Here is a 23,820-nt window from a genome sequence, read left to right on the forward strand (position 1 = left end):
GGAGACTCGCCATGAATTTCCAGATCCACACATTCAACAGGGTCGCGGCATCGCTGCTGCTGTGCGGCCTGGCCGCCCACGCCAGCGCAGCCGGCACCGTCGTGCTCGACTCGTATGGCCCTGATATCGACATGCTCGAGGGCTGGCCCACACCGCTGTTCCAGGGCCAGGACATCGCCATCGCCTTCGACATCGGCAGCGCCACGGACATCCAGTCCATCCTGACGTCCATCGACGGCGTCGGCGGCGTGACGCTCGGCATCGTGGCGCGCACCGGCGCCTTGCCGGATGGCAGCGGCTGGCTCTACAGCACCCACCTTGTCGACCCCTGGGCCAATACGCTGCTGTCGCCCGCCGGCTGGACGCTGGCTGCCGGCAGCTACTGGCTCGTCGCCGTCGCCGATGCCGGCTTCAGCGGCCAGTGGCAGAGCGGCACCGACACGCCCAACGGCAGCTGGGCCTACTCGTCCGGCGGCAACTGGACGACGGTGGACTCGCCCTTCACCGGCATGCCCGCAGCCCGCATCACGGTCAGTGCGGTGCCCGAGCCGGCCAGCTACGGCCTGATGCTGGCCGGTGGCCTGCTCGTCGCGGCCGCGGCCCGCCGCAAGTCCAACGCCACCCGGGGGTGAACGCCATGATCCGTCAACATCTCATCGGCGGCCTGCTGCTGGCCGCCAGCGCTGTGGCGTCGGCCAGCGTCACCAGCCCCGTCATCGGCAAGCTGCTCTGGTCCGAGGAGTTCAACGGTGCCAGCCTGGACACCAGCCTCTGGACGCCCGCCAACGGCAACGGTTGCCAGGTCAACCTCTGCGGCTACGGCAACCAGGAGCTGCAGTTCTACAGCCCCGGCAACCTCAGCATCGCCAACGTGCCCTTCGAGCCGGGCACGCGGGCCCTGGCCATCACGGCACGGCGCGAGGTGGTGGGCAGCAACCAGTTCACCTCCGGCAAGATCGATTCGTCCGGCAAGGTGCAGGTCAAGTACGGTCTCATTGAGGTCCGCATGGCCACACCCAAGGTCGGCATCGGCCTGTGGCCGGCTGCATGGATGCTGGGCACCAGCCCGCAGACGTGGCCGCGCAACGGCGAGATCGACCTCATGGAGCAGGGCGGCCGCCAGCCGGCCGGGCTGCCTCCGATCTCGCCCGACCAGTTCGTTGGTGCCAACGTCATCACCTTCCAGCAAGACGCCTGCGTGCCGGGCAACGAGAGCTGCGCGGGCTCCACGGCCTGGCAGAACAAGAACTGGTACACGCCCAGCCGCTCGCTCGCCAACCGCTTCGTGACCTACCGCCTCTACTGGACGGACACGCAGATGCGCTTCACGGTGCTGGACAACGGTCGCGAGTACGACATGTACAAGGCGCCGCTGGCCGTCAACTCGCCAGCGTTGCAGGCGCCTTTCTACCTGCTGCTGAATATGGCCGTGGGCGGCAACTTCACGCCTGCGGCGACGCCGGCCCAGGTCACGGCGCCGCTGCCGGCCACCACCTACGTGGACTATGTGCGTGTCTACGAGCTCGATGGCCTGGGCGAGGTCAAGCTCGGCGTCGGCACCCAGCCCGAGGTCGGCCGGTTCGGTGTGTTCACGGACGACACGCCGGTGGACAACAAGCAGGTGCCGGGCGTCTCGTCGGACATCTTCATCTGGAACCAGGGCTCGCTGACCGCTGGCGACATCCCGCCCTACGAGGGTTCCGGTGTGCTGGCCTTCAAGTATTTCGCACCCGGCCAGTGGTTTGGCGGCAGCATCCAGTCGCGCCAGGTGCACGACATGAGCGGCTTTCGCGGCGGCAACATCAAGCTGAAGATCAAGGTGCCGGCCAATGTCGCCTTCCGCATCGGCATCTACGACACCTACACCAACCAGAGCTCGGTGACCTTCCCGGCCAACACCACGGCCTACGGCCTCGTGCGCAACGGTGAGTGGGGGACTGCCACCATCCCGGTCGCCGAGATCGCTGGCCCGCGGGTCGCGCTGCAATCCATGCTGGACCTGTTCCAGTTCTTCAGCGTCGACGGTGCCTTGCCGAACGCGCAGTTCCAGATCGCCTTCGACGACATCATCTGGGACTCGGGCGTTGCGGGTGCTGCCCAGGTGGTGTTGCGAGCCCCCATGCTGGCCAAGGCCGCGGCCGCTGTCTCGGGGGATGCGACGCAGACCGGCGCATCCTTGCTCGAGTTCGCCGCCCCGGCGACGGGCTGGGTAGACGTGCACTACGCGGTCAACGGCGGCGAGACCCGGACCGTGCGCATGCGCCAGGACGGCACCACCGGGCGCTACACAGCCGGCGGCCTCAAGAAGGGCGACGTGGTCGAGTACCGCTTCACCGCCTGGGACAAGGCGCGCGGCCTGGCGGTCGATTCGGCGGCCAAGTCGGCCGTGATCAGGTAGGGCAGGATGATCCGGCGGGGGGGGGGCGAGACGCCACCTCCGCCGATCCGCGAAAATCGGCCGCATGAACCAAGACCAGCTCAAGCAACTCGTCGGCCGCGCGGCCCTGGACTACGTCCCCGCCGGCCAGATCCTCGGCGTCGGCACCGGCTCGACGGTGGACTGCTTCATCGACGCCCTCGCGGCCAGCGGTGTGGCCATTCCCGGCGCGGTGTCCAGCTCGGAGCGCTCCACGCAGCGCCTGCTCAAGCACGGCATCAAGGTGCTCGATGCGGCCGAGGTGACGGGCCTGGCCGTCTACATCGACGGCGCCGACGAGATCGATGGCCAGGGCTTCATGATCAAGGGCGGCGGCGCTGCGCTGACTCGCGAGAAGATCGTTGCGGACCTGGCCCAGACCTTCGTGTGCATCGCGGACGCGTCCAAGCTGGTTGCCACGCTGGGCAAGTTCCCGCTGCCGGTGGAGATCATCCCGATGGCTGCGGCCCAGCTGACGCGCCGCTTCGCCAGGCTCGGCGGCGACGCGAAGCTGCGCGCGGGCGTCGTGACCGACAACGGCGGCCACATCCTCGACGTGACGGGCCTGTCCATCACCGACCCGCTGGCTTTCGAGGCCGAGGTCAACCAGTGGCCCGGCGTCGTGACGGTGGGCGTGTTCGCGCGCCACCGCGCTCAGGTCTGCCTGCTGGGCGATGCAGACGGGGTGAGGACGCTGAAGTTCTGAGCCCGGTGTTCGCGGGCTGAATGACGAGGGGCGCGAGGCGCCCCTTTCGTCATGGCTGCGGCACCGTCGCGTGCGTCAGAAGGTTTCCCAGTCGCCGTCGTCGGCGGTCGACGCAGGGGCGGGCGCAGGCGCGGGCCGCGGAGCGGCAGTGAACGTGGCGGGCTTGGCCTTGGGCACCGCTGCGGCCGGCTTCGGGCTGGCCACGATCTTGGGTGCGGGTGCTGCTGCGGGCCTCGGGGCGGGCGGAGCGGCCTTCTTGGCGGCGGCCGGCTTGACGTCCGCCTTGACGCTTGGCTTGACGCTCGCCTTGGAGGCCGGCTTCGCGGGGGCGGGCTTGGGTGCCGCCGGTACGAGGGTTGCGGGCGCTGACGGCTTGACGGCTGGCGCGCGCTGCGTCGAGGTGCCAAGCCTGAACACGCTGATGACCTCGGCCATGCGGGCCGACTGCTCGCGCAGGCTCTCTGCGGCGGCGGCGGATTCCTCCACCAGCGCGGCGTTCTGCTGCGTCATCTGGTCGAGCTGCACGACGGAGCCATTGACGACGCCGATGCCCTCACTCTGCTCGCGTGCCGCGGCGCTGATCTCGCCGATGATGTCGGTCACGCGCTGCACGCTGGCGACGATCTCGGTCATCGTGGCGCCAGCGGCCTGCACCTGCTGGGTGCCCGAATCCACCCGTTCCACGCTGGCGCCGATCAGCGTCTTGATCTCCTTGGCCGCGCCCGCGGAGCGCTGGGCCAGCGAGCGCACTTCGGCAGCCACGACCGCGAAGCCGCGGCCCTGTTCGCCGGCGCGCGCCGCCTCCACGGCCGCGTTCAGCGCCAGGATGTTGGTCTGGAAGGCGATGCCGTCGATGACGCCAATGATGTCGTTGATCTTGCGCGAGCTCTGGCTGATCTCCTCCATGGTCGCGACGACCTGGGACACGGCCTCGCCGCCACGCTGGGCCACCGAGGCAGCAGAGCTGGCGAGTTGGTTGGCCGTCATCGCCGCATCGGCCGTTTGCTTGACGGTACCGGTCAGCTCGGACATGGACGACGCCGCGTTCTGCAGATTGCTCGCCGTCTGCTCGGTGCGCTGGCTGAGGTCCAGGTTGCCGGTGGCGATCTCGTTGCTGGCGGTGCCTATGCTGTCGGCTGCACCGCGTACCTCGCCGATGAGCTTTTGCAGGGCGCTTTGCATTCCCTGCAGCGCATTCAGCAGCCGGCCGACCTCGTCGCTGCCGCCGGTCGGGATGTCGCGGGTCAGGTCGAAATGGGAGATTGCCTCGGCCACCTCGGCCGCGCGGCGCAGCGGGCGCGTGATGGAGGCGCCCAGCGCCAGCGCCAGCCAGCCCCCCAGGGCCAGCGCGATCAGCGCGAACACGACCAGGCTGGTGCGGGCACGGGTGTTGGCGCTTGCCAGCTCCTTGGCGGAAGCGTCGAGCTGGTCACGCTGGGATTTCACGATGGCCAGCGTGGTTTCGGTCAGTTTGCTGACGGCGGGCTTGAATTCGTTTTCGTAGGCTTGATGGGCAGCGGCCTCGTTGCCCGACTTCTTGGCCTTGGTCAGGGACTCCCGGGCGGCGCGATAGCCCAGGCGAGCCTGGTCCAGCGTCTTCATCAGGGCCTTCTCGACCTCTGTGTCCATCTGCGGCTCGATCTTCTTGAAGATCTCGTTGGCGGCTTCCGTGGACTTCGCCGCGTGCGCGGCCATCTGGTCGCCCAGGGTCAGGTCGCTCGACAGCGCGATGGCCATCGAACGCACCTCGCCGCCGCTGACCAGCCGGTAGTACTCCGTCGCGTTGCGCTCGGCGAGCAGGTAGTCGTCATACATGGTGGACGACTGCGCGGCCACGCGGCTCAGCGCGAAGAAGCCGATGGCCGAACCGATGAATGAAATCAGCAACACCACCCCGAGCACGAGGGTAAGGCGTTGCGCAATGCTGCGCGATCCCAGCAAACCGTTGAACATGGCAATTCCTCTGTGTGCCTCTGCGACAAGCGGGCGAGTGTGCCCGCGCGTCCCGGTCTGAATGGCACTTCAGGGCTGCGAAACCACGCCTAAACCGCTGCTATTGCACGCCGAGCGCGCCGCAGTGCGAAGCGCAGCGGGTCCACGGCGTCCAGCAGGTCGGCCTCAAGGGGCCGCGGCGAGCCCAAGGCCAGGGCGGCGACGAGGCGCCCCGCCAGGGCGGCCCAGCCGATGCCGCGCGAACCGAAGGCGGTGCAGACGATCAGGCCGGCCTGCCGTGGCTGCAAGCGCAACTGATCGGCCAGTGGGCCAGGCATCGCCAGGCCGCCGATCAACGGCAGTCGGTCGGGCGTCAGCAGCCGCCAGCCGACCCGCCCAGCCAATGCGGCGCGCGGTGCCTCGGCCAGCCCGGCCAGGCGGGCGTAGCGTGCGAGGTTGTCGGCCTGGTCGGCTTCGCGCAGCGCGGGGTCGAGGTCACCGTCCTGCGTGGTGGCGCCGCACCACAGACCGCCCCGGCCGTCGGCAATCGCATAGCCCTCGCCGGCGATGGGCACGGCCGGGCACCAGGGCGCGGCAGGCAGATGGCTGATCTGGCCGCGCTGCACGACGAGATGCCCGGCCAGTTCGCCGAGCAAAGGCAGCTGAGCATGGCCGCCGGCCAGCACCACGAGCTGGCCGTCGGCGATGGTTCCGCCCGCTGAGTCGAGCAATCGCCAGCCGTCCGCATGCTGCCGCAGCGCGGCAACGGTGGCGTCCAGCCTCAGCTCGGCGCCGCTGGCGGTCAGCATCGCTCGCGTGTAGTCGGCCGGTGCGAGTGCACCCCCTCCAGGGTAGAACCAGGCCGGATGGGCAAGGGGAATACCGGCCAGCGCCGACGCGGTCTCGGCCGACAGCGCCTCGACGTAGCCCGGCGCGCCCTGCATCGCGCTGGCGGCCAGCCGCGTCTCCAGCCGCAGCAGGCCGCGCTGGTGCGGCAGGCCCAGCTCGGCCAGCAGTGCCTGGGTGGCGAGGGCCGCGGCGCGGTTGAAGCGGGCATGCGGCCCGTCGTCCGGATTGACAGTACCGTGGAACAGGCCGGCCGGGTTGCCCGAGCTGGCCTGGGCCGGAGCGGCCAGGGCGTCGACGACGGTGCAGGCCAGACCAGCGCGCGACAGCGCCAGCGCGCAGGCCGCGCCGCCCAATCCGGCGCCGATGATGACGGCGCGGCGCACTCCCGGCGCGATGGCTTCGCGGCCGGCCGGGCGTTGCGGCACGTGGCGCGGCGCGAAGCGGGCGACCGTCATCTCCGGCTTGTTGGCAAAGCCCGGTGCCAGCCCGACCTCGAAGCCCAGCGAGGCCAGTGCGCGGCGCATCGGCCGATTGATGCTCCAGGTCGCGGCCGTCGTGCCGGGTACCGCGTGGCGGGCCAGGCTCTTGAGCAGCCAGTCGTCCCACAGCTCGGGGTTGCGCTGGGGTGCGAAACCGTCGAGGTAGAGCGCATCCGCCGACAGCACCAGTTCGCGCAGCAGCTCGCGCGCCTCGCCCAGGCCCAGCAGCAGCTCGACATGGCCGCCCTCGAAGCTCAGCGTGTGCAGGCCGGTGGTCAGAGGCGGCCAGCGCTCGACCAGTTGCTGCGCCAGGTCAGCCAGAGGGCTGGCCGCGTGGGCGCGGGCCAGGTCCTCGCGGCGCAGTGGATGCTTCTCCACGCTGGCGAAGACGAGGCGCCCGCAGCGCGCCGGATCCTGCCGCCAGGCGTCCCAGGTCGCAAGGAAGTTGTTGCCCAGGCCGAAGCCGGTCTCCAGGACGACGAAGCGGTCGCGCCCCTGCCAGCGGCCGGGCAGGCCGTTGCCGCCGAGAAAGACGTGGCGGGCCTGAGGCAGGGCGCCCGCGCGCGAGTGGTAGACGTCGCCATACGCTGGCGCAGCCGGTGCGTTGGGATCGGAGAAGTCCACCTCGGCCGGCGGTAGGGCCAGGCTCATGTGAGGCCGCCATGAAGCAAGACGGCCAGACCGCCGCCCAGCAGCAGCGGCAGTGCCAGGGCCGGGATGACGAAGCCCGCGAAGCGCCAGCCACCCGCGGCAACGGCCGTGATGCTGCGTGTGCTGCTGTTGCAGGCGAAGGCCAGCAGAACGCCCAGCAAGGCTTGGTGGATGTCGATGCTGCCGGCGGCCTGCAGGCCGGCCAGCGAGGCAATGGGCGCGTGCACGTCGGCGAAGGCGGCCAGGGCGACGGCGCCGTAGAGGCCGGTGTCACCGAAGTGGTTGCGCGCCCAGCTCACGGCCACGGCCACGGCGCTGAGGATGAGTGACAGCAGCAGTGCCTCGCGCAGCCGCAGCGGGCCGCGGCGGCCACCGGGGAGGGCCGTGGCACTGCCCGCCTGCTCGACCCGCCGCGAGCGGCGCGCCAGCAGCAGTCCCAGGCCGCCACACAGTGCCATGCCCAGCAGGCTGATGGGCAGCAGCGCCAGTGCGGCGTCGGGCGCCATCGCGAACAGCATGGCCTGGGCCTGGAGCCAGGTCGCGCAGGTGGACAGCACGGCACCCGCGGCGCAGGCCAGCGCGAGGCCGGGCTGGCCGCGCGAGCGGGCACCCATGGCCGCGATGGTGGCTGTGCTGGAGACCAGGCCGGACAGCAGGCCCGACACGGCCAGCCCAGCCTGCGGCCCGGCCAGGCGCAGCGCGACGTGGCCGGCCGCCTGCAGCATGAGCAGCAGCAGCATCAGCCCCAGCAGCGAGTGCATCTTCATGCCGGCCAGCCAGGGCAGGGGTTGCTGCGGCATCAGAGGCAGCACCACCAGCGCCAGCGCGCCCAGCAGCAGGCCGTCGTGCAGTTCCTCCTCGCGAAGCACCTGGGTGGCGAAGCGATGCAGCCGGGTGCGCGCCGCCAGCAGGCCGGTCAGCACGACGGCGGCGGGCGAACCCAGCAGTGGTGCTGTCACGCACAGTGCGCCGATCAGGTAGGTGACGAGCAGCGCGATCTCCGTCGTCAGTCCCGGGTCGCGGCCACGGTGGCGCAGCATGGCCGTTGCTGCCAGCGCGGCGATGGCCAGGGCGCCGACGGCGACCAGGCCGGGCAGTTGCAGCGCCTGTGCCAGCGCGCCGCCCATGGCGGCCAGCGTGAAGGTTCGCAGCCCGGCCGGTTCACGATGCGGCCCGCGCTGCTTGGCGCGCTCGCGCTCCAGCCCGACCAGCAGGCCGCTGCCGAGGGCGGCGGTGAGCCCGACGATCAGCTCGTCGGGGACGCCGAAGGCCTGGCCCAGGCCGTCCATCACCAGGCGACGGTCTCGCCGTGCTGGGGCACGCGCACGGCCCAGCCCAGCTCGTCCTGCACGCGGCAGCGCAGCGCGTCGGCCGCTGCCGGCTCGCCGTGGACGATGTAGACCTGCTCGGGTGGTCGGGGCAGGGCGCGCAGCCACTGCAGCAGGCCGTCGGCGTCCGCATGGCCGGAGAGTCCTTCGAGCTGGCTGATCTCGGCGTTCACGGGCACCCAGCGGCCGCGGACCTTGATCTCGCGCTCGCCGGCCACCATGCGCGCGCCGCGCGTGCCGCCAGCCTGGAAACCGGGGAAGGCAATGTGGTGGCGGGCCTGGGGCGCCAGCGTCTCGATGTAGTTCAGCACGCGCCCACCCGTGGCCATGCCGCTGGCGGAGATCACGATGGCCGGCTTGGCGCGTGGCTGCGCCAGGCTGGCGGCGAGCTTTTGGCTCTGGGCCTGCTTGGTCACGTAGTGCACGCGGTCGGTCAGGCCACGCGCTTCGGCGGCCGAGATGCGCAGCAGCCGAGCATGTTTGACGGTCAGCTCGGTGGCCTGCTCGGCCATGGGGCTGTCCAGCCAGATCGGCACGTCCAGCGGCAGCTCGCCAGCGTTGCGCAGGCGTTGCAGCAGCAGCAGCAGGGACTGTGCGCGGCCGACGGCGAAACTGGGTAGCAGCACCGAGCCGCCACGCTTGAAGGTGTTGCGCAGGATCTGGCCAAGGTGGGCCTGGGCGTCCTGGGCTGGATGCAGGCGGTTGCCGTAGGTGGATTCGATGACGACCACGTCGGCCGCGGCCGGCACCTGGGGCACGGGCATCAGCAGATCGCCCACGCGCCCGATGTCACCCGAGAACAGCAGGGAGCGGCCGGCCTGGCTGACGTGGATGCTGCACGCACCCAGCAGGTGGCCGGCCGGCGTGAAGCGCACGTCGGTGGCGCCCAGCCTGAGCTTGCCGTCGCGCGGTAGCGCCGCGAACTGCTTGAGCGTTGCCTCGGCTTCGCGCACGGTGTACAGCGGCAGAGCCTTTTCATGGCGGCTGCTGCCGTCCTTGTTGGCGCGGCGGGCGTCCTCCTCCTGCAGGTGGGCGCTGTCGCGCAGCAGCACGTCACAGAGGTCGCGTGTGGCGGAGGTGGCGTAGATGGGGCCCTTGAAGCCCTGCCGGCGCAGTGCCGGCAGGTAGCCGCAGTGGTCCAGGTGGGCGTGCGACAGCAGTACGGCGTCGAGCTGCGTGGCGGGCGCGCCCAGGGCCATCCAGTTGCGTTCGCGCAAGGCCTTGTAGCCCTGGAACAGGCCGGCATCCAGCAGCAGGCGCTGCTCACCCAGGGTCAGCAGGTGGCGCGAGCCGGTGACGGTGTCGGCGGCGCCGAGAAAGGTCAGTTTCATGGAGCGGGTGATGGGGGGCGGGTGCCGCATTGCACCACCTTCCGCGCCGCCCGGCGTTGCGTCAGCGCAAGCCGCGGACGCTCTCTTGCTCACGACGCCGTGTCGGCATCCCTCAGCAGCGCTGCGCAGGCCTCGTCGATCCGCGCCGCCAGCTCGCGCCGCGCCGCAGCGACATCGCCGTGAAGCGTGGTGCTCCAGTCCAGCGCCGCGGCGCGGGCGGCGACCTGCGCGGCCGGCAGCTGAACGCCCAACTGCGCCAGCCACACGCCCAGCACTTCGGCGAGCAGTGCAGGCGCGGCGGTCGGGGCCATCTGCAACGTGCTCGTCTGCCGTCCCTCGCGCCGGTTCAGCCAGCCGGTAAGGCCGCTGCCCGCGACGCCGCCCAGCACGGCGCCGGCCAAGGCGCCAGCGCCGAGCGTTAGCCCTCCGGCGGCAAGGTCGGCGCCCAGGCCGGTGGCCGCGCCGCCCAGCGCGCCGCCCAGCACGGAGTTGCGCGCGACCGGATACGGGCGCACGACCTGGTGCGCCCAGCGCTGGGCAGCATCGGGCATGATCATGCTCGCGGGCGGTGCGCCGTAGAGCGTCTCCAGCCGCGCGGCCAGCACTTCCAACTGCTGCTGTACGGCCAGCTGCAGTTGTGCCTGCGGCTGAGCGCCCTCGGGCAGTTGCACGGGCTGCAGGCACAGGCCGGCCAACGTGTCGGCCAGCAGCTCCCTCGCCTTCTCCTCTCGCTCGAGCATCGGCCGTTCCCAGGCGTTGAGCAGGCGCTGCCATACCGGCTGCCGCGACTGCGGCCACAGCTGGCCCAGCGCCAGCAGTTGGCGGCGCTGGGCCGGCCAGCCGGGTGCGCCGGGTGGCAGCTCTTCAGCGGCCACGCTGGCGTCGAAGCCAGTGTCCAGCGCGGGAGCGGGGGCAAGGCCGCTCCATACCCGCACCGGCCAGCGTGACACTGGCAGCGAAGGCGTCGCATCGGCCCGTGTCAGCAACAGACGGTCGCCTTCGGGGCTGGCCAGGCGTTCGCCGGCCTCGCCCAGCAGGCTGCCCGCCAGACGGCCCAACGAGCCAATCAACAGCAGGCGCAGATCGCCCGGTGCACTACCGGCGGGCAGCGGCAGAGCGCGTGCCAGCCGCCAGCTGCGTGTCGCGGCGGAGACCAGCAGGAGCAGGCGCGGCAGCGTGACCAGGCCCACCGTGGCCGCCAGCAGATGCAGCCAGTCGGCGGCCGACGCGGTAGGCCCTTGCAGGGCGGCATGCCGCAGCGGCGCGACGTCGGGTACGGTGATGCCGGTCATGGCCGCGGCCGGCGCCAGCACGAGGTCGGCCAGCCGCTGCACCTGGGCCGCGTCGAGGTAGGTGCTCTCCCAGCCTATGAGCACCTCCATCCCCAGCGCACGCAGGTACAGCCCCGCAATCAGGCCGAGGTTCAGTCCCAGTACGCCTGCATGCCACAACAGCACGGTGCGGGCCGATTGCAGCGGCAGGCTGAGCCGCCACCAGTGCGCCTGGACCTGCGCTGCCCGGCCGCGGCCGCGTTGGCCGGGCGTCAGCAGCCGCCGACCCAACCAAAGCAGCAGGTCGGGCGCGCGCGTAGCGCGGCGCGAACGCAGCGCGAACGCCAGAAGCACGGCATAGGCCAGTAGTTGCAAGCCCAGCAGCGGCCACAGCGGCAGCGCCAGCAGGTTCAGCAACTGGCCTCCTAGGCGGTCGGCCGCGACGCCCAGCACCAGGCCGGCCAGCGCCGCCCCCATTACCCACCCAGTTGACCAGCGGCGCCGCTCGACCAACTGCGCGAGGCGCTCGTCGCGCTCGCCCAGTCGCCGGGCGGCGTGGCGTGCGCGGGCGATACGGAAGTCGGTGCCGCCCTCGGCGCGCGCTTGCTGAGTGGCCCAGCGGGCATCGTCGGTGGACCACAGCGCGCCGACGTCACGGGTCTCGGCCCAGTCCAGCAGGGCAACGCGGCGGGCGTCGGCTTCGGCGGCAGTGAGGCTGGCGTCGGTCTTGGATCGGGCCATGCGCGGATTAGAGCAGGCAACAAAAAGCCCGCTCCGGGCGGGAGCGGGCTCTCAGCGGAACAGGGGCAGTCAGCGCTTGGGCTGGGTCAGCCGCGGGCCGTTGTTGTGCCGCGGGGCGCCGCCGTCGCGGCCGGGCTGGCTGGAGGCCGAACGCGGCGCATGCTGGGCGTGCGGCTTGGGTGCCGGCTTGGCGCCGCCATGGCCGGCGTGGGCCTGCGGCTTGGCCGAGGGACGGCCGCCGTCGCGCGAGCCGCCACGGCTGTCGCCGCCCCGACCGCCACCACCGCCGCCACCGCCGCCACCGCCCGGACGGCCCCCGCGTCCAGCATGCTGCGGCGGGTTGGGATTGCGGCCGCGGCTGCCGTTGGGGTTTAGCACGGTGCGACCCAGCACGATGGGCTCGGCCTTCTCATTGGGATCAGGCGCGAAGCCGGCCACGACTTCCTTGGGGATCTCGCGCTTGATGAGCTTCTCGATGTCGCGAAGGAAACCGTTCTCGTCTACGCAGACCAGGCTGACCGCCTCGCCCTGGGCGCCGGCGCGGCCGGTGCGGCCGATGCGGTGGACATAGTCCTCGGGCACGTTGGGCAGCTCGAAGTTGACGACGTGGGGCAACTGGTCGATGTCGATGCCGCGGGCGGCAATGTCGGTGGCCACCAGGCAGGTCAGATCGCCTGACTTGAAGTCAGCCAACGCCTTGGTGCGCGCGCCCTGGCTCTTGTTGCCGTGGATGGCCATGGCACTGATGCCCTGGTCGTTCAGGTAGTCGGTCAGGCGGTTGGCGCCATGCTTCATGCGCGTGAAGACCAGGACCTGGTGCCAGTCGCCGCTCTTGATGAGGTGCACCAGCAGTTCCTTCTTGCGCTCGCGGCCCACGGGGTGGACCTTCTGCGCGATCTGGTCGTTGGTCTGGTTGCGGCGGGCCACCTCGATGAGGGCGGGCTGGTTCAGCAGCCGGTCGGCGAGGTTCTTGATCTCGTCGCTGAAGGTGGCGCTGAACAGCAGGCTCTGCTTCTTGGCGGGCAGTAGCGCGAGCACCTTCTTGATGTCGTGCACGAAGCCCATGTCCAGCATGCGGTCGGCTTCGTCCAGAACCAGGATCTGCACCTGGCTCAGGTCCAGCGTGCCCTGCTGGGCGTGGTCCAGCAGGCGCCCGGGCGTGGCGACGAGGATGTCCACGCCGTCGCGCAGCTTGTTGATCTGCGGCTGCATGCCGACGCCGCCAAACATGACCATGCTCTTCAGCGGCAGGTACTTGCCATAGGTCTGCACGCTTTCCTCGACCTGGGCGGCCAGTTCGCGGGTGGGCGTCAGCACGAGGGCGCGGATGGCGATCTTGCCGCGCTTGTTGAGCAGCTTCTCGCCAGTGGCGAGGCGGTGCAGCATGGGCAGCGTGAAGCCGGCGGTCTTGCCGGTGCCGGTCTGTGCGCCGGCCATCAGGTCGCCGCCGTTCAGCACGGCGGGGATGGCTTGGGCCTGAATGGGCGTGGGAGTGGTGTAGCCGGCGTCGGCAATGGCCTTGAGCAGCGGAGCTGCCAGGCCGAGGGTGTCGAAACTCATCGAATCCAAGGTGGGGAGGGCACGCCAACAATCACCGGGGCTCGCCGTGACGCCGGGGCGGCGTCACCAGTCTTCGGGCAAGCCAGGCCGCGTGCGGGGCTGCAGAAAAGTGAAACGCCGCGCAAGACTGAGAGGCGCGGCGTCCGGGCATTCTAGCGGCTGTGGCCGCGCCGTTCTATTTCGAGATCGTGACCCAGTCCATGTTGGCCCAGTTGTTGGGTGAGTGAGGGATGCTGACCTCGCGCTTCATGGCCCAGGGAATGACCTGTCGGTGCAGCGGGATGATGTTGACCTGCTCGCGAAAGGCCTGGAGAGCAGACTTGACGAGGGCCTCGCGCTTCTTGGGATCGGTCTCTGCGGTGGATGCGGCCGCGAGTGCGTCGGCGTCGTTGTTGATGGAGCCGCCATAGTTGGCCGTACCTACGCCCTGCTCGCCGCGGTTGCGCAGGACGGGCGTCAGCATGATCTCGGCGTCGGTGGAGCCGCCGCCCCAGCCCGTCAGGAAGAGGCTGGTGTCGAACTTCTCGATCTTGGGGAAGAAGAGGGTACGTGGCATGGCGTTGACCTTGACCCTGACCTTGACCTGGGCCCACATGCTGGCCAGCGCGATGCAGATGCGCTCGTCGTTGACGTAGCGGTTGTTGGGGCAGTCCATGGTGACGTCGAAGCCGTCCGCGTAGCCGGCCTCGGCCAGCAGCTTCCTCGCCAGCGCGACGTCGTAGGGCAGACGGGTCTCCAGCCTGGCGTCGCCATAGGCACCGCGCGGCGACGGGGTCAGGCCACCGGTGGGCAGGGCGTAGCCGTTCATCAGCTTGGCCTTGATGGCCTCGGCGTCGATGGCGTGATAGAGCGCCTTGCGCACGCGCAGGTCCTTGAACGGATTCTTGCCATCGGGCGAGCGGCCATAGAGCAGCTTGTCGCGCGTCTGCTCCATGCCGATGTAGACGAGGCGGTTCTCCTCGCCGTCCAGCACCTTGAGATGCGGCAGGGTGCGCAGGCGGGCCACGTCGCGCGGCGGCGGGTCGAGCACGAAGTCCACCTCGCCCGAGATCAGCGCCGCGGTGCGTGTCGCGTCGTTGGAGATTGGCATGTAGACGAACTCCTGCAGGTTGCCCTCGAACTTGTTCCACCAGTTCGGGTTGCGCTTGAAGACCGTCTTGACGCCGGGCTGGCGGCTGACCAGCATGAAGGGGCCGGTACCGTTGGCGTTGCGGCTGGCGTAGGACTCCTCCTGCTGCTTGAAGTTCAAGGGGCGTGTGACGCGGTGCTCCTCGCACCACCGCCGGCTCATCACGTAGAGGTTGCCAAGCATCTCGGGCACTATGGGGTTGGGCTTGTCCAGCGTGAACTCGACGGTCAGCGGGCCGACCGCCTTCGGGATGCCCACCGCGTTGGCGTAGACGCGCTGCGGCGCGTTCGGGTCGCGCAGGCGCTGCATGGAAAACACGACATCGTCGGCAGTGAATGGCGTGCCGTCATGGAACTTCACGCCCGGGCGCAGCTTGAAACGCCACAGCAGCGGCGACACCTGCGTCCATTCGGTGGCCAGTGACGGCCCCATGCGCATGTCCTGCATGCGTCGAGTCAGCGTCTCATAGACCTGGCTGTTCAGGCTGTTGGTCGTGACCTCGTTCTGCGAATGCGGGTCGGTCGTCTGCATGTCGCCCTGGCTGGCCCAGCGCAGGGTCTGGGCCTGGGCGAGGCTGACGAGACAGGCCATCAAGGCGAGGATGGTTGAGCGGTACATCGGGGCTCCGTGGGAACTGGCAGGCAGCTTTTCGGAGGGGGGAAGGTGCCTTGGCTGCGGGTTCTCCCGGGCCGTCGGCCCATGAATGCCGTCCCCCACCCGAGGGATGGATCCTATCGGCCCGCCGCAGTTGGCGTGGCTACAGTCCGCGATGCCCGTTAACGCCTCGATGCGTGGTAGCGGTGCATTGATTCAGGGAGACTACATGCTTTCCGTGCGTTTCGCGCTTGCCGCGGCTGCGCTGGTCGCCAGCACATTCGTCCAGGCTGCTGGCTACAACTACACGGCGCTGACCCCATCCGGTGCCACGTCGTCCGACGCCTGGGACGTCAACAACCTCGGTCAAGTCGTGGGCTCCTACAGCTCAGACGGTTTCAGCAATGAACGCGGCTACTTGTGGAGTGCAGGCGTCTTCACGACGCTGGCGGGGCCGGAAGGGGCGTTGAGCACCAGCGCGCTCGGCGTGTCCGATTCCGGGGTTGTCGTGGGTTCTTATATCGACAGCCAGGTGGCCGACGGCACTGGTGGCATGGTCCTCGGCAATTGGCGTGGATACATTTTTCAGGGCGGCGTCTATACGCGCCTGGACCTCCCGGGTGCCGAGGCCACCTTGCTACGTGGCATCTCGCCGGACGGGCGCTACGTTTCAGGCAGCGCAACCTTCAGCAATGGCGGGTCGCCCGGTTTCGTGCTGGACCGAACTACCGGTCATGTCATGTTCGTGGGCAGCCGCGGGGCGGATGCGTGGACCGTTCTCCAGGGCATCAACGACCTGGGCCAGGTGGTGGGTGACGAGCGTGTCTTCGATCCGGTTTCGACCACCTTGACGCGGACGTCGTTCATCTTCGACCTGGCGACCGGCGTGCGGGTCAACCAGACTCTGCCGGGTACCGAGCGATCAGTCTTCCGCGACATCAACGATGCGGGCCTGGTGGCTGGCTTCGTTACCCTGGATCAGACGAGCCTGGGCTTCGCCGGCACGCCGGCCTCCTTCCAGACCTTCGCCTATGGCAGCAATACCCTCCTCGAAGGCATCAACAACGCCGGGTGGCTGGTTGGAAGCTATGTGGTCGCCGAGGGGCAGTCGCAGGCCTTTTTGCTGACGCCCGTGCCCGAGCCGGCCGTGCTGGCCCTGTGGCTGCTTGGCCTGACCGCCGTGGGTCTGCGCGTGCGCCGCCGAAACTGAGGTTGCGCCGGCATCGGCGACAATCCACCCAAACCCATTGATGCGCAGGCCCCGATCCCGTCGGGGCCTGCGTTGTTTTTGTCTCGGAGCAGCGCCATGGCCCAGTACGTTTTTTCGATGAACCGTGTCAACAAGACGGTTCCCCCCAAGCGCCACATCCTCAAGGACATTTCGCTGTCCTTCTTCCCCGGCGCCAAGATCGGCGTGCTGGGCCTGAACGGCTCCGGCAAGTCCACGCTGCTCAAGATCATGGCCGGCGTCGACAAGGAGATCGAGGGCGAAGCCATCCCGATGCCGGGCATCAAGATCGGTTACCTGGAGCAGGAGCCCAAGCTCAACCCCGAGCAGACCGTTCGCGAAGCCGTGGAAGAGGGCATCGGCGGCGTGCTGGCTGCGAAGAAGCGCCTGGACGAGGTCTATGCGGCCTATGCTGAGCCGGACGCCGATTTCGACGCGCTGGCCGCCGAACAGGGTGAGCTGGAAGCCATCATCGCGGCCGCCGGCTCCGAGAACACCGATCTGCAGCTGGAGCTGGCCGCCGACGCGCTGAACCTGCCGCCGTGGGATGCCGTCATCGGCGTGCTGTCCGGCGGCGAGAAGCGCCGCGTGGCGCTGTGCCGCCTGCTGCTGTCCAAGCCCGACATGCTGCTGCTTGACGAGCCCACCAACCACCTGGATGCCGAGTCCGTGGAGTGGCTGGAGCAGTTCCTGCAGCGTTTCCCCGGCACCGTCGTGGCCATCACCCACGACCGCTACTTCCTGGACAACGCCGCGGAGTGGATTCTTGAACTCGACCGCGGCCATGGCATTCCCTGGAAGGGCAACTATTCCGACTGGCTGGACCAGAAGGAACGTCGCCTGGAGCAGGAGCAGAAGTCCGAGGACGCCCGCGCCAAGGCGATGAAGGAAGAACTCAAGTGGGTGCGCTCCAATGCCAAGGGCCGCCAGGCCAAGAGCAAGGCGCGTCTGGCCCGCTTCGAGGAACTGAGCGACGTCGAATACCAGAAGCGCAACGAGACCAACGAGATCTTCATTCCTGTGGCGGACCGCCTGGGCAATGAAGTCATCGAGTTCGAGAACGTCAGCAAGAGCTTCGGCGATCGCGTGCTGATCGACAACCTGAGCTTCAAGGTGCCGGCCGGCGCCATCGTCGGCATCATCGGCCCCAACGGCGCGGGTAAGTCGACGCTGTTCCGCATGATCCAGGGCGTGGAGCAGCCGGACTCGGGCAACGTCAAGATCGGCAAGACGGCCAAGCTGGCCTTCGTGGACCAGAGCCGCGCCAGCCTGGCGGCCGACAAGACCGTGTGGGAAGACGTGTCTGGCGGTCTGGACAACATCGTCGTCGGCAAGTTCGTCATGCCCAGCCGCGCCTATCTGGGCCGCTTCAATTTCAAGGGCAATGACCAGCAGAAGCTGGTCGGCGCACTGTCCGGCGGTGAGCGCGGCCGGCTGCATCTGGCCAAGACGCTGGCCCAGGGCGGCAACGTGCTGATGCTGGACGAGCCGTCCAACGACCTGGACGTCGAAACGCTGCGCGCGTTGGAAGAAGCGCTGCTGGAGTTTGCCGGCTCGGCCATGGTCATCAGCCATGACCGCTGGTTCCTGGACCGCATCTGCACGCACATTCTGGCCTGCGAGGGCGACTCGCAGTGGTTCTTCTTCGATGGCAACTTCCACGAGTACGAGGCCGACAAGAAGAAGCGCCTGGGCGAGGAGGGCGCTCGACCCAAGCGCATGCGCTTCAAGCCCATCAAGTAGGCCGGCAGCCCCGGGCGGGGCGGTTCAACAAAAGCAAAACAGACCCTGTTTGCTTTCACAGTTCTTTACCCCGCCCCCAAAGACCCCTCACAGGCCGCTTGGAAGATGACCTCACGCCCTCTTCTTCCAGGAGACCTTTGATGAAAGCCTTCCAGATCCAGAACCTGTTGCGCGTTGCCACCGTGGCGGCGGCCCTGGCCGTCGGTGGCGTTGCCGCCCAGGCCCAGCCCGGCCCCGGCCCCGGCCATCGCGGCGGCCCCGCCATGATGGCGCCAGGAGGCCTCTTCGGTGGCCACATGGAGCATCTGCTTGACGCGGTCAACGCGACGGACGCCCAGCGCAGCCAGATCGACGCCATCTTCAAGGCCGCACGCCAGGATCTTTCCGGCCAGCGCGACACCGGCATGAAGCTGCATCAGCAGATGGCCGCGCTCTACACGGCCACCAACATCGATGCCGCAGCCATCGAGGCCGTGCGCGTGCAAATCAGTGCGCAGCACGAGGCGGCTTCCAAGCGCCTCAGCCAGGCCAGCATCGACGCCGCGCGCGTGCTGACGCCCGAGCAGCGTGCCAAGATTGGCGAGCTCATGAAGAAGCGTCAGGCCCGCATGGCCCAGCGCAAGGCAGGCTGATTGGCCGTCGGCGAGGAGTTCTGCGATGCTTGAGCCCCGTTCCGCCGGCGCCGAAACGCGCCGGCCTCCTTTTTCTTCTCTCGGTCCGGTGATGAGTAGCGCACGACTTCTGTTGATCGATGACGATGTCCGCCTGACCGGCATGGTGGGCGACTATCTGCGTGCTGCCGGCTTCGAAGTCAGCACGGCCGGCAGCCTGGCCCAGGCCCGTGAGGCCCTGGCCCATGGCCGCTTCGAGCTGCTGGTGCTGGACCTGATGCTGCCCGATGGCGATGGCCTGGACTTCTGCCGCTGGCTGCGTGGCGACGCGCGCTGGCGCCACCAGCCGGTGCTGATGCTGTCCGCGCGCGGCGAACCCATGGACCGCATCCTGGGCCTGGAGCTTGGCGCCGACGACTACCTCGCCAAGCCCTTCGAGCCGCGCGAGCTGCAAGCCCGCATCAAGGCGCTGCTGCGTCGGCTGGAGCCCAAGCTGGACGGCGACGAGGTGTTGCGCTTCGGACGCCTGGAGATCGACCTGGCCGCTCGCGTGGCGCGACTGGACGGCAAGATCTGCGACCTGACCAGCCACCAGTTCGACTTGCTGGTGGTGCTGGCGCAGAGCCCGGGCCGCGTGCTGTCGCGCGACCAGATCATGGATGCGCTCAAGGGCCACCCGCTGGAGGCCTTCGACCGCTCCATCGATGTGCACATCTCGCGCATCCGTGCTGTCATCGAGGACGACCCCAAGAACCCCCGCCGCGTGCTGACTGTACGTGGAGCCGGCTATGTCTTTGCCCGCAAGCAGGACGCCGACGCGGACGCCGCATGAACGCCCCGGCTTGAAATCCCTCTACGTCCGCATCTACCTGACACTGGTCGCGCTGCTGCTGGCCTTCGCGTTCGGCTCGGCCTGGCTGTTTCAGCGTCACATCGAGCAGGAGCGCGGCAATGTGGAGCTGGCGGCCGGCGAGCGCCTGAATGCGATGGCCGGTCTGCTCAAGCTCGCCCTGCCACCCGCCACGGCTTCGCGTGACGAACAGGCCGAGGTCTTCGTCGACTGGGGCCAGCGCCTGCGCATGCCGCTTGCATTGGAAGACTCCGACGGCAAGCGCATCGCCACGACGCAGATGTTCCAGCGCCGTGCAGATGATCCAGGCGCCATCATCGTCAGTGCCAGCCTTGGTGACGGGCGCAGCCTGGAGATGGTGCGCACCATCCGACCGCCCAGTCCGCAGGGCGTGGCTTCCGGGCCGGCCGGTCCCGTGCGTCCGGGCGAGGGGGCGGGTGGCGTTGCACCCCGGCCGCCACGGCTGGATGAAGGCCCCTGGACCGGGCCATGGCTGCACCGTCCCGTTTCGCCGGGTGCGCCAACCGTGTCGACGCTGGCCGTCGTGTTGGTGCTGCTCTTCGTCGGCGTGGCCGCCGGTGCCTACCCAGTGGTGCGCCGGCTGACTCGGCGTCTCGAGGCGCTCAAGCGCGGCGTCGAGCAGTTCGGCGCGGGTCAGCTGGCCCACCGGGTGGACGACAGCGGCCGCGACGAGGTGGCGGCCGTGGCAGCCAGTTTCAACCAGGCGGCAGAGCGCATCGAGACCCTGCTGCGCTCCCACCAGACCCTGCTGGCAAACGCCAGTCACGAGCTGCGCTCTCCACTGGCGCGCCTGAAGATGGCCTTCGCGATGCTGGAGGACGCCGGTCCGGCCCAGCGCCAGCGCCTGGCGCATGAAATCGATGTCAACATCGCCGAGCTGGATGCCCTCGTCGAGGAGGTGCTGCTGGCCAGCCGGCTAGAGGCTGGCAGTGCGGTAGGGGAGACCCATCCGGTCGACCTGCTGGCCCTGGGCGCCGAGGAGGCTGCTCGTGCCGAAGGTGTCTTCGAGCCAGAGACCGATGTTGCGCACATCGACGGCCAGGAGCGGCTGCTGCGCCGCGCGCTGCGCAATCTACTGGACAACGCCCGCCGCTACGGTGGTCCTGATGTGGAACTGGTCCTGCGTCCGGTGGCTGGCGGCTACGAGTTCGTCGTCGCCGACCGCGGCCCCGGCGTGCCTGCCGAGCTGCGCCAGCGCATCTTCGAGCCTTTCTATCGCCTGCCTGGCCATGCCGAGATGGCGGGCGGTGTGGGCCTGGGGCTGAGCCTGGTCAAGCAGATCGCCGAACGCCACGGCGGCAGCGTGCGCTGCCTGGCGCGCGATGGCGGCGGCAGCCGCTTCGTGCTCTTCCTGCCCTCAGCAAGCCGCTGACACTTGTACGAAAGTAGGCAGTCCGGGCCGACTCCGGCTCACCGAGCCAGCCCGGCGATGGCAACGGCGATGGCGATGGCGGCTAGATGCCGCAAGCGCCGACGTCCTCTCGGCGGACCGGGCTGAGCACCGTACTCAGCGATGCGCGGTTGGACAAGGGGCTCCGCTGTCTAGCGGTTTTCGTCGAAGACGCGCTTGAGCAGCAGGCTGAGCAGCAATCCGGCCATCATCAGTCCCGCTGTCGCGGCCTGCCAGAAGCCTACCGCGCCTACGCCGTCCCGGCCGAAGGCGAGGAAGTAGCCGCCGCCAATGCCCAGGCCCCACAGTGCAACGACGTAGATGATCATCGGCAACGTTGCGACCTGGTAGGCGCGCAACACGTAGGCCGCCACCGTCTGCAGCGCGTCGCCGAGGTGGAAGAACCAGACCCACACCAGCAGTGGCAACGCGGCGGCGGCCGTCGCTGGGCTGTTGGTGTAGAGGGCGATGATGGGTTCGCGCGCGATCGCGACGACGGCGCCGACGGCCGCGGCGGTCAGTGCGGCCAGCGACATGGCGTGCCTGCCGACGATGCGCGCCTCGCGCTTCTCTTGGGCGCCGAGATGCTGAGCGACCAGGGTGCCGGCGGCCGTCGCGAACGCCAGCGCGATCATGAACATCATTGCGACGAGGTTGACGGCGATCTGGTGGCCGGCCACCGGCGTCGCGCCCAGGCGCGCGATGAAGAAGGCCATGAAGGTGAATCCTGTCACCTCAACGAGGATGGAGCCCCCCATGGGCAGGCCCAGCTTTACGAGGGCCGCGAGCTCGCCCCAGTGCGGCCGGGTCCGCCACAGCGGCGGGATTCGGAAAGGCCGGTAGAAGGCGTCGCGCCTGAGCAGCAGCGCTGCGACGGCGGCCTGGCCGATCAGGGCGATGGCTGTCGCCCAGCCGCAGCCCGCCACGCCCATCGCCGGGATCGGCCCCCAGCCAAACACCAGGACGGCGTTCAGCGGCACCTTGGCGGCCAGGCCTGTCAGCTGCATCGCCATGACGGCCTTGGGCCGGCTGACGGCTGTCGAGAAGCCGCGGAAAGCAGTGAAGAGCAGGGCGGCCGGCAGCGCGAAGGCTTCGGGGCGGGTGTAGGCGCGCACCTTGGCGGCCTGGACGGCATCCAACTGGGCCAAGGCCGTGAAGGGGTCGGGGAACCACAGCGCCAGGCAGCCCGGGATGCACAGCAGCAGCGCCAGCCACTGCGCCTGCACGAAGCTGCTGCCGGCGCCGGCGAGGTCCTGGGCGCCGAACTGCCGGCCCGCGATCGGCCCGACGGCGAGCACGACGCCCATCAGGCCGACGAAGATGGAGACGTAGGCTGCCGAGCCGACGGCCAACGCCGCCAGGTCTTCCGGGCTGACGCGGCCCATCATCAGCGTGTCGATGGTGCTGAACATCATCACCGCGATCTGGCCCACGAGGACGGGCCAGGCCAGCGGGACGAGGCGGCGGGCGCTGTCGATGAAGCGGATGCGGCTCATGCCGCCCCCTCGCCCCTGGGGGCGGCCTTGCCGCTGCGTTCGGCGTAGCGGTTGAAGCGCCAGGCCGTGGCCTCCAGGGTAATGCGGTGCCAGACGATGCGCTTCTCGAACGGGTCCAGCGCCGGCCACTGCTGCACCTCGTCGAAGCTGCGGCCACAGCCTTTGCAGATGGGGTCACCCTGGGCGGTGGAGCAGATGGCGATGCAGGGCGAATCCGGCGTGGTCTCGTACCAGGTCAGCCAGGCGCCGAGCGCCTTGTCGCTGAGCGCATCGACGTCCAGCTCGTTGGCGCGCTGCCAAGCCAGCAGCGCGTAGGCCTCCGCCAGCGCGCGCACCTCGGGTGCGGCGCTGATGCCGTCGGGCGATGGCGAGCGCTCGCGCCACCAGTTGATGGCGGCCTCGAGGTCGGTGACATGGATTCTTGAAGTCAAGCCACCAGCCCCATCGCAGCGCGCACCTCCCGCAGCGTCTTGCGCGCGACGGCGCGGGCGCGCTCGGTGCCCACTTCCAGCGTCCACTGCACCTGCTGCGGGTCCAGCGCTGCGGCGCGTTCGCGCCAGGGGGCTTGCTCCTTCTGGATGGCCTCGACCAGTGGCTGCTTGCAATCCAGGCAGCCGATGGATGCGGTGCGGCAGCCGGTGTCGCAGGCGGCCCGGGTTGCGTCATCGCTGTAGATCCGGTGCAGTGGCCAGACGGGGCAGCGCGCCGGGTCGCCAGCGTCGGTGCGGCGCGCGCGCTGCGGGTCCGTGGGCATGGTGCGGATCTTTGCGGCCGTCACCTCGGGTTCGTCGCGCATTGCGATGGCGTTGTCCAGGCTCTTGCTCATCTTCTGGCCATCCAGCCCCGGCACGCGGGCGGTCTCGGTCAGCAGCGCCTGGGGTTCGACGAAGATGGGTGCCGCCTCGGCGTAGAGGCGGTTGAAGCGGCGCGCGACCTCGCGGGTCACTTCCACGTGAGCAGCCTGGTCCTCGCCGACCGGCACACCGGCGGGCTTGTAGAGCAGGATGTCGGCCGCCTGCAGCAACGGGTAGCCGAGGAAGCCGTAGGTCGCCAGCTCTGGGTCGGCGGCGACCTGGTCCTTGTAGCTGGGCATGCGGGCCAGCCAGCTGGACGGCGTGCACATGGCCAGCAGCGTGAACAGCTCGGCATGCTCGGGCATGCGGCTCTGCAGGAACAGGGTGCAGCGCTCGGGGTCGATGCCGGCGGCCAGCCAGTCGGTGACCATTTCGTAGACATGGCGCGTCAGCGCCTCGCCGCTGGAGCGCTGGGTGGTCAGCGCATGCCAGTCGGCGACGAAGAAAAAGCCTTCGTGCGTGTCCTGCAACCCGACCCAGTTCTTGATGGCGCCGTGATAGTGGCCGAGGTGCAGAGCGCCGGTGGGGCGCATGCCGGAAAGCACGCGCGGGCGGTTGAGAGCTGGTGTCGACATGGGGCGCGGATTGTCGTTCAAGGGGACGGAGCCTGCCTAACGACGGGGGTGGCGACCTACACTGC

Annotated in this window: 18 protein-coding genes; 8 read left to right on the forward strand and 10 right to left on the reverse strand. The window is 69.4% G+C overall.

From position 1 onward, the window contains the following. The first annotated feature begins 11 nt into the window (after positions 1–11). The 3 genes from QM732_RS05280 to rpiA all read left to right on the forward strand — a co-directional run bounded on the left by QM732_RS05280 (position 12) and on the right by rpiA (position 3,122). Positions 12–632, forward strand: a complete 621-nt coding sequence (locus tag QM732_RS05280) for a PEP-CTERM sorting domain-containing protein (RefSeq protein ID WP_415655142.1) — start codon at positions 12–14, stop codon at positions 630–632. A 5-nt stretch (positions 633–637) separates the two neighbouring features. Continuing rightward, positions 638–2,398 carry a family 16 glycosylhydrolase gene (locus QM732_RS05285; protein ID WP_415655143.1) on the forward strand — a complete coding sequence of 587 codons (1,761 nt, stop codon included), beginning with the start codon at positions 638–640 and terminating at the stop codon, positions 2,396–2,398. Between the two features lie 64 nt (positions 2,399–2,462). Then, positions 2,463–3,122: a ribose-5-phosphate isomerase RpiA gene (gene rpiA, locus QM732_RS05290; protein ID WP_415655144.1), complete on the forward strand. Its 660-nt coding sequence runs from the start codon at positions 2,463–2,465 to the stop codon at positions 3,120–3,122. Between the two features lie 75 nt (positions 3,123–3,197). Here the strand turns inward: rpiA and QM732_RS05295 are convergent, their stop codons facing one another. The 7 genes from QM732_RS05295 to QM732_RS05325 all read right to left on the reverse strand — a co-directional run bounded on the left by QM732_RS05295 (position 3,198) and on the right by QM732_RS05325 (position 15,011). Next, complete coding sequence (locus tag QM732_RS05295; RefSeq protein WP_415655145.1) at positions 3,198–5,075, reverse strand: methyl-accepting chemotaxis protein; 1,878 nt, start codon at positions 5,073–5,075, stop codon at positions 3,198–3,200. 89 nt (positions 5,076–5,164) lie between these two features. Then, entirely contained in the window at positions 5,165–7,033 is a 1,869-nt protein-coding gene (gene mnmC / locus QM732_RS05300) for an FAD-dependent 5-carboxymethylaminomethyl-2-thiouridine(34) oxidoreductase MnmC (RefSeq protein ID WP_415655146.1), read from the reverse strand. Further along, positions 7,030–8,322 (reverse strand): MgtC/SapB family protein, encoded by a 1,293-nt coding sequence (locus QM732_RS05305; RefSeq protein WP_415655147.1) that lies wholly within the window; start codon positions 8,320–8,322, stop codon positions 7,030–7,032. The genes mnmC and QM732_RS05305 overlap by 4 nt, the downstream gene beginning before the upstream one ends. After that, positions 8,322–9,692 (reverse strand): MBL fold metallo-hydrolase RNA specificity domain-containing protein, encoded by a 1,371-nt coding sequence (locus tag QM732_RS05310; protein ID WP_415655148.1) that lies wholly within the window; start codon positions 9,690–9,692, stop codon positions 8,322–8,324. Before QM732_RS05310 ends, QM732_RS05305 begins: the two co-directional genes overlap by 1 nt. Before the next feature lie 89 nt (positions 9,693–9,781). Further along, a complete protein-coding gene (locus QM732_RS05315) occupies positions 9,782–11,704 on the reverse strand; it encodes a DUF3482 domain-containing protein (protein WP_415655149.1) in 1,923 nt (640 codons plus the stop codon). A 69-nt stretch (positions 11,705–11,773) separates the two neighbouring features. Beyond that, positions 11,774–13,264, reverse strand: a complete 1,491-nt coding sequence (locus QM732_RS05320) for a DEAD/DEAH box helicase (RefSeq protein WP_415655150.1) — start codon at positions 13,262–13,264, stop codon at positions 11,774–11,776. 175 nt (positions 13,265–13,439) lie between these two features. Then, positions 13,440–15,011 (reverse strand): ABC transporter substrate-binding protein, encoded by a 1,572-nt coding sequence (locus QM732_RS05325; RefSeq protein WP_415655151.1) that lies wholly within the window; start codon positions 15,009–15,011, stop codon positions 13,440–13,442. Positions 15,012–15,117: 106 nt separating this feature from the next. On the opposite strand from QM732_RS05325, the gene QM732_RS05330 reads away from it, so the two are divergent. The 5 genes from QM732_RS05330 to QM732_RS05350 all read left to right on the forward strand — a co-directional run bounded on the left by QM732_RS05330 (position 15,118) and on the right by QM732_RS05350 (position 20,812). Next, on the forward strand, positions 15,118–16,197 hold the full coding sequence (locus QM732_RS05330) for a PEP-CTERM sorting domain-containing protein (RefSeq protein WP_415655152.1): 1,080 nt from the start codon (positions 15,118–15,120) through the stop codon (positions 16,195–16,197). A 96-nt stretch (positions 16,198–16,293) separates the two neighbouring features. Continuing rightward, complete coding sequence (ettA, locus tag QM732_RS05335) at positions 16,294–17,958, forward strand: energy-dependent translational throttle protein EttA (protein ID WP_415655153.1); 1,665 nt, start codon at positions 16,294–16,296, stop codon at positions 17,956–17,958. Positions 17,959–18,098: 140 nt separating this feature from the next. Further along, complete coding sequence (locus tag QM732_RS05340) at positions 18,099–18,590, forward strand: Spy/CpxP family protein refolding chaperone (RefSeq protein WP_415655154.1); 492 nt, start codon at positions 18,099–18,101, stop codon at positions 18,588–18,590. A 91-nt stretch (positions 18,591–18,681) separates the two neighbouring features. Further along, positions 18,682–19,401 (forward strand): response regulator, encoded by a 720-nt coding sequence (locus QM732_RS05345; protein ID WP_415655155.1) that lies wholly within the window; start codon positions 18,682–18,684, stop codon positions 19,399–19,401. A 10-nt stretch (positions 19,402–19,411) separates the two neighbouring features. Beyond that, entirely contained in the window at positions 19,412–20,812 is a 1,401-nt protein-coding gene (locus tag QM732_RS05350) for an ATP-binding protein (protein WP_415655156.1), read from the forward strand. A 170-nt stretch (positions 20,813–20,982) separates the two neighbouring features. Here the strand turns inward: QM732_RS05350 and QM732_RS05355 are convergent, their stop codons facing one another. Genes QM732_RS05355 through trpS form a run of 3 tightly spaced genes read right to left on the reverse strand, consistent with a single transcriptional unit; the run spans position 20,983 to position 23,755 of the window. Beyond that, positions 20,983–22,326, reverse strand: coding sequence for an MATE family efflux transporter (locus tag QM732_RS05355; protein WP_415655157.1), 1,344 nt, complete (start codon positions 22,324–22,326; stop codon positions 20,983–20,985). Then, complete coding sequence (locus QM732_RS05360) at positions 22,323–22,757, reverse strand: DUF3717 domain-containing protein (RefSeq protein ID WP_415655158.1); 435 nt, start codon at positions 22,755–22,757, stop codon at positions 22,323–22,325. Before QM732_RS05360 ends, QM732_RS05355 begins: the two co-directional genes overlap by 4 nt. Beyond that, positions 22,754–23,755, reverse strand: coding sequence for a tryptophan--tRNA ligase (gene trpS, locus QM732_RS05365; protein ID WP_415655159.1), 1,002 nt, complete (start codon positions 23,753–23,755; stop codon positions 22,754–22,756). The genes QM732_RS05360 and trpS overlap by 4 nt, the downstream gene beginning before the upstream one ends. Positions 23,756–23,820: the final 65 nt, after the last annotated feature.

Origin of the sequence: Roseateles sp., assembly GCF_047654805.1 — a bacterium.
In the GTDB taxonomy this organism is placed as follows: Bacteria; Pseudomonadota; Gammaproteobacteria; order Burkholderiales; family Burkholderiaceae_C; genus Pelomonas.

Excerpts from the sequence above, each read along its gene's own strand:
- QM732_RS05320 (WP_415655150.1), bottom strand. The coding sequence starts at position 13,264 with ATGAGTTTCGACACCCTCGGCCTGGCAGCTCCGCTGCTCAAGGCCATT.
- ettA (WP_415655153.1), top strand. The coding sequence starts at position 16,294 with ATGGCCCAGTACGTTTTTTCGATGAACCGTGTCAACAAGACGGTTCCC.
- QM732_RS05305 (WP_415655147.1), bottom strand. The coding sequence starts at position 8,322 with ATGGACGGCCTGGGCCAGGCCTTCGGCGTCCCCGACGAGCTGATCGTC.
- trpS (WP_415655159.1), bottom strand. The coding sequence starts at position 23,755 with ATGTCGACACCAGCTCTCAACCGCCCGCGCGTGCTTTCCGGCATGCGC.
- QM732_RS05355 (WP_415655157.1), bottom strand. The coding sequence starts at position 22,326 with ATGAGCCGCATCCGCTTCATCGACAGCGCCCGCCGCCTCGTCCCGCTG.
- QM732_RS05280 (WP_415655142.1), top strand. The coding sequence starts at position 12 with ATGAATTTCCAGATCCACACATTCAACAGGGTCGCGGCATCGCTGCTG.
- QM732_RS05315 (WP_415655149.1), bottom strand. The coding sequence starts at position 11,704 with ATGGCCCGATCCAAGACCGACGCCAGCCTCACTGCCGCCGAAGCCGAC.
- QM732_RS05325 (WP_415655151.1), bottom strand. The coding sequence starts at position 15,011 with ATGTACCGCTCAACCATCCTCGCCTTGATGGCCTGTCTCGTCAGCCTC.
- QM732_RS05295 (WP_415655145.1), bottom strand. The coding sequence starts at position 5,075 with ATGTTCAACGGTTTGCTGGGATCGCGCAGCATTGCGCAACGCCTTACC.
- rpiA (WP_415655144.1), top strand. The coding sequence starts at position 2,463 with ATGAACCAAGACCAGCTCAAGCAACTCGTCGGCCGCGCGGCCCTGGAC.
- QM732_RS05285 (WP_415655143.1), top strand. The coding sequence starts at position 638 with ATGATCCGTCAACATCTCATCGGCGGCCTGCTGCTGGCCGCCAGCGCT.
- mnmC (WP_415655146.1), bottom strand. The coding sequence starts at position 7,033 with ATGAGCCTGGCCCTACCGCCGGCCGAGGTGGACTTCTCCGATCCCAAC.
- QM732_RS05310 (WP_415655148.1), bottom strand. The coding sequence starts at position 9,692 with ATGAAACTGACCTTTCTCGGCGCCGCCGACACCGTCACCGGCTCGCGC.
- QM732_RS05340 (WP_415655154.1), top strand. The coding sequence starts at position 18,099 with ATGAAAGCCTTCCAGATCCAGAACCTGTTGCGCGTTGCCACCGTGGCG.
- QM732_RS05330 (WP_415655152.1), top strand. The coding sequence starts at position 15,118 with ATGGATCCTATCGGCCCGCCGCAGTTGGCGTGGCTACAGTCCGCGATG.
- QM732_RS05345 (WP_415655155.1), top strand. The coding sequence starts at position 18,682 with ATGAGTAGCGCACGACTTCTGTTGATCGATGACGATGTCCGCCTGACC.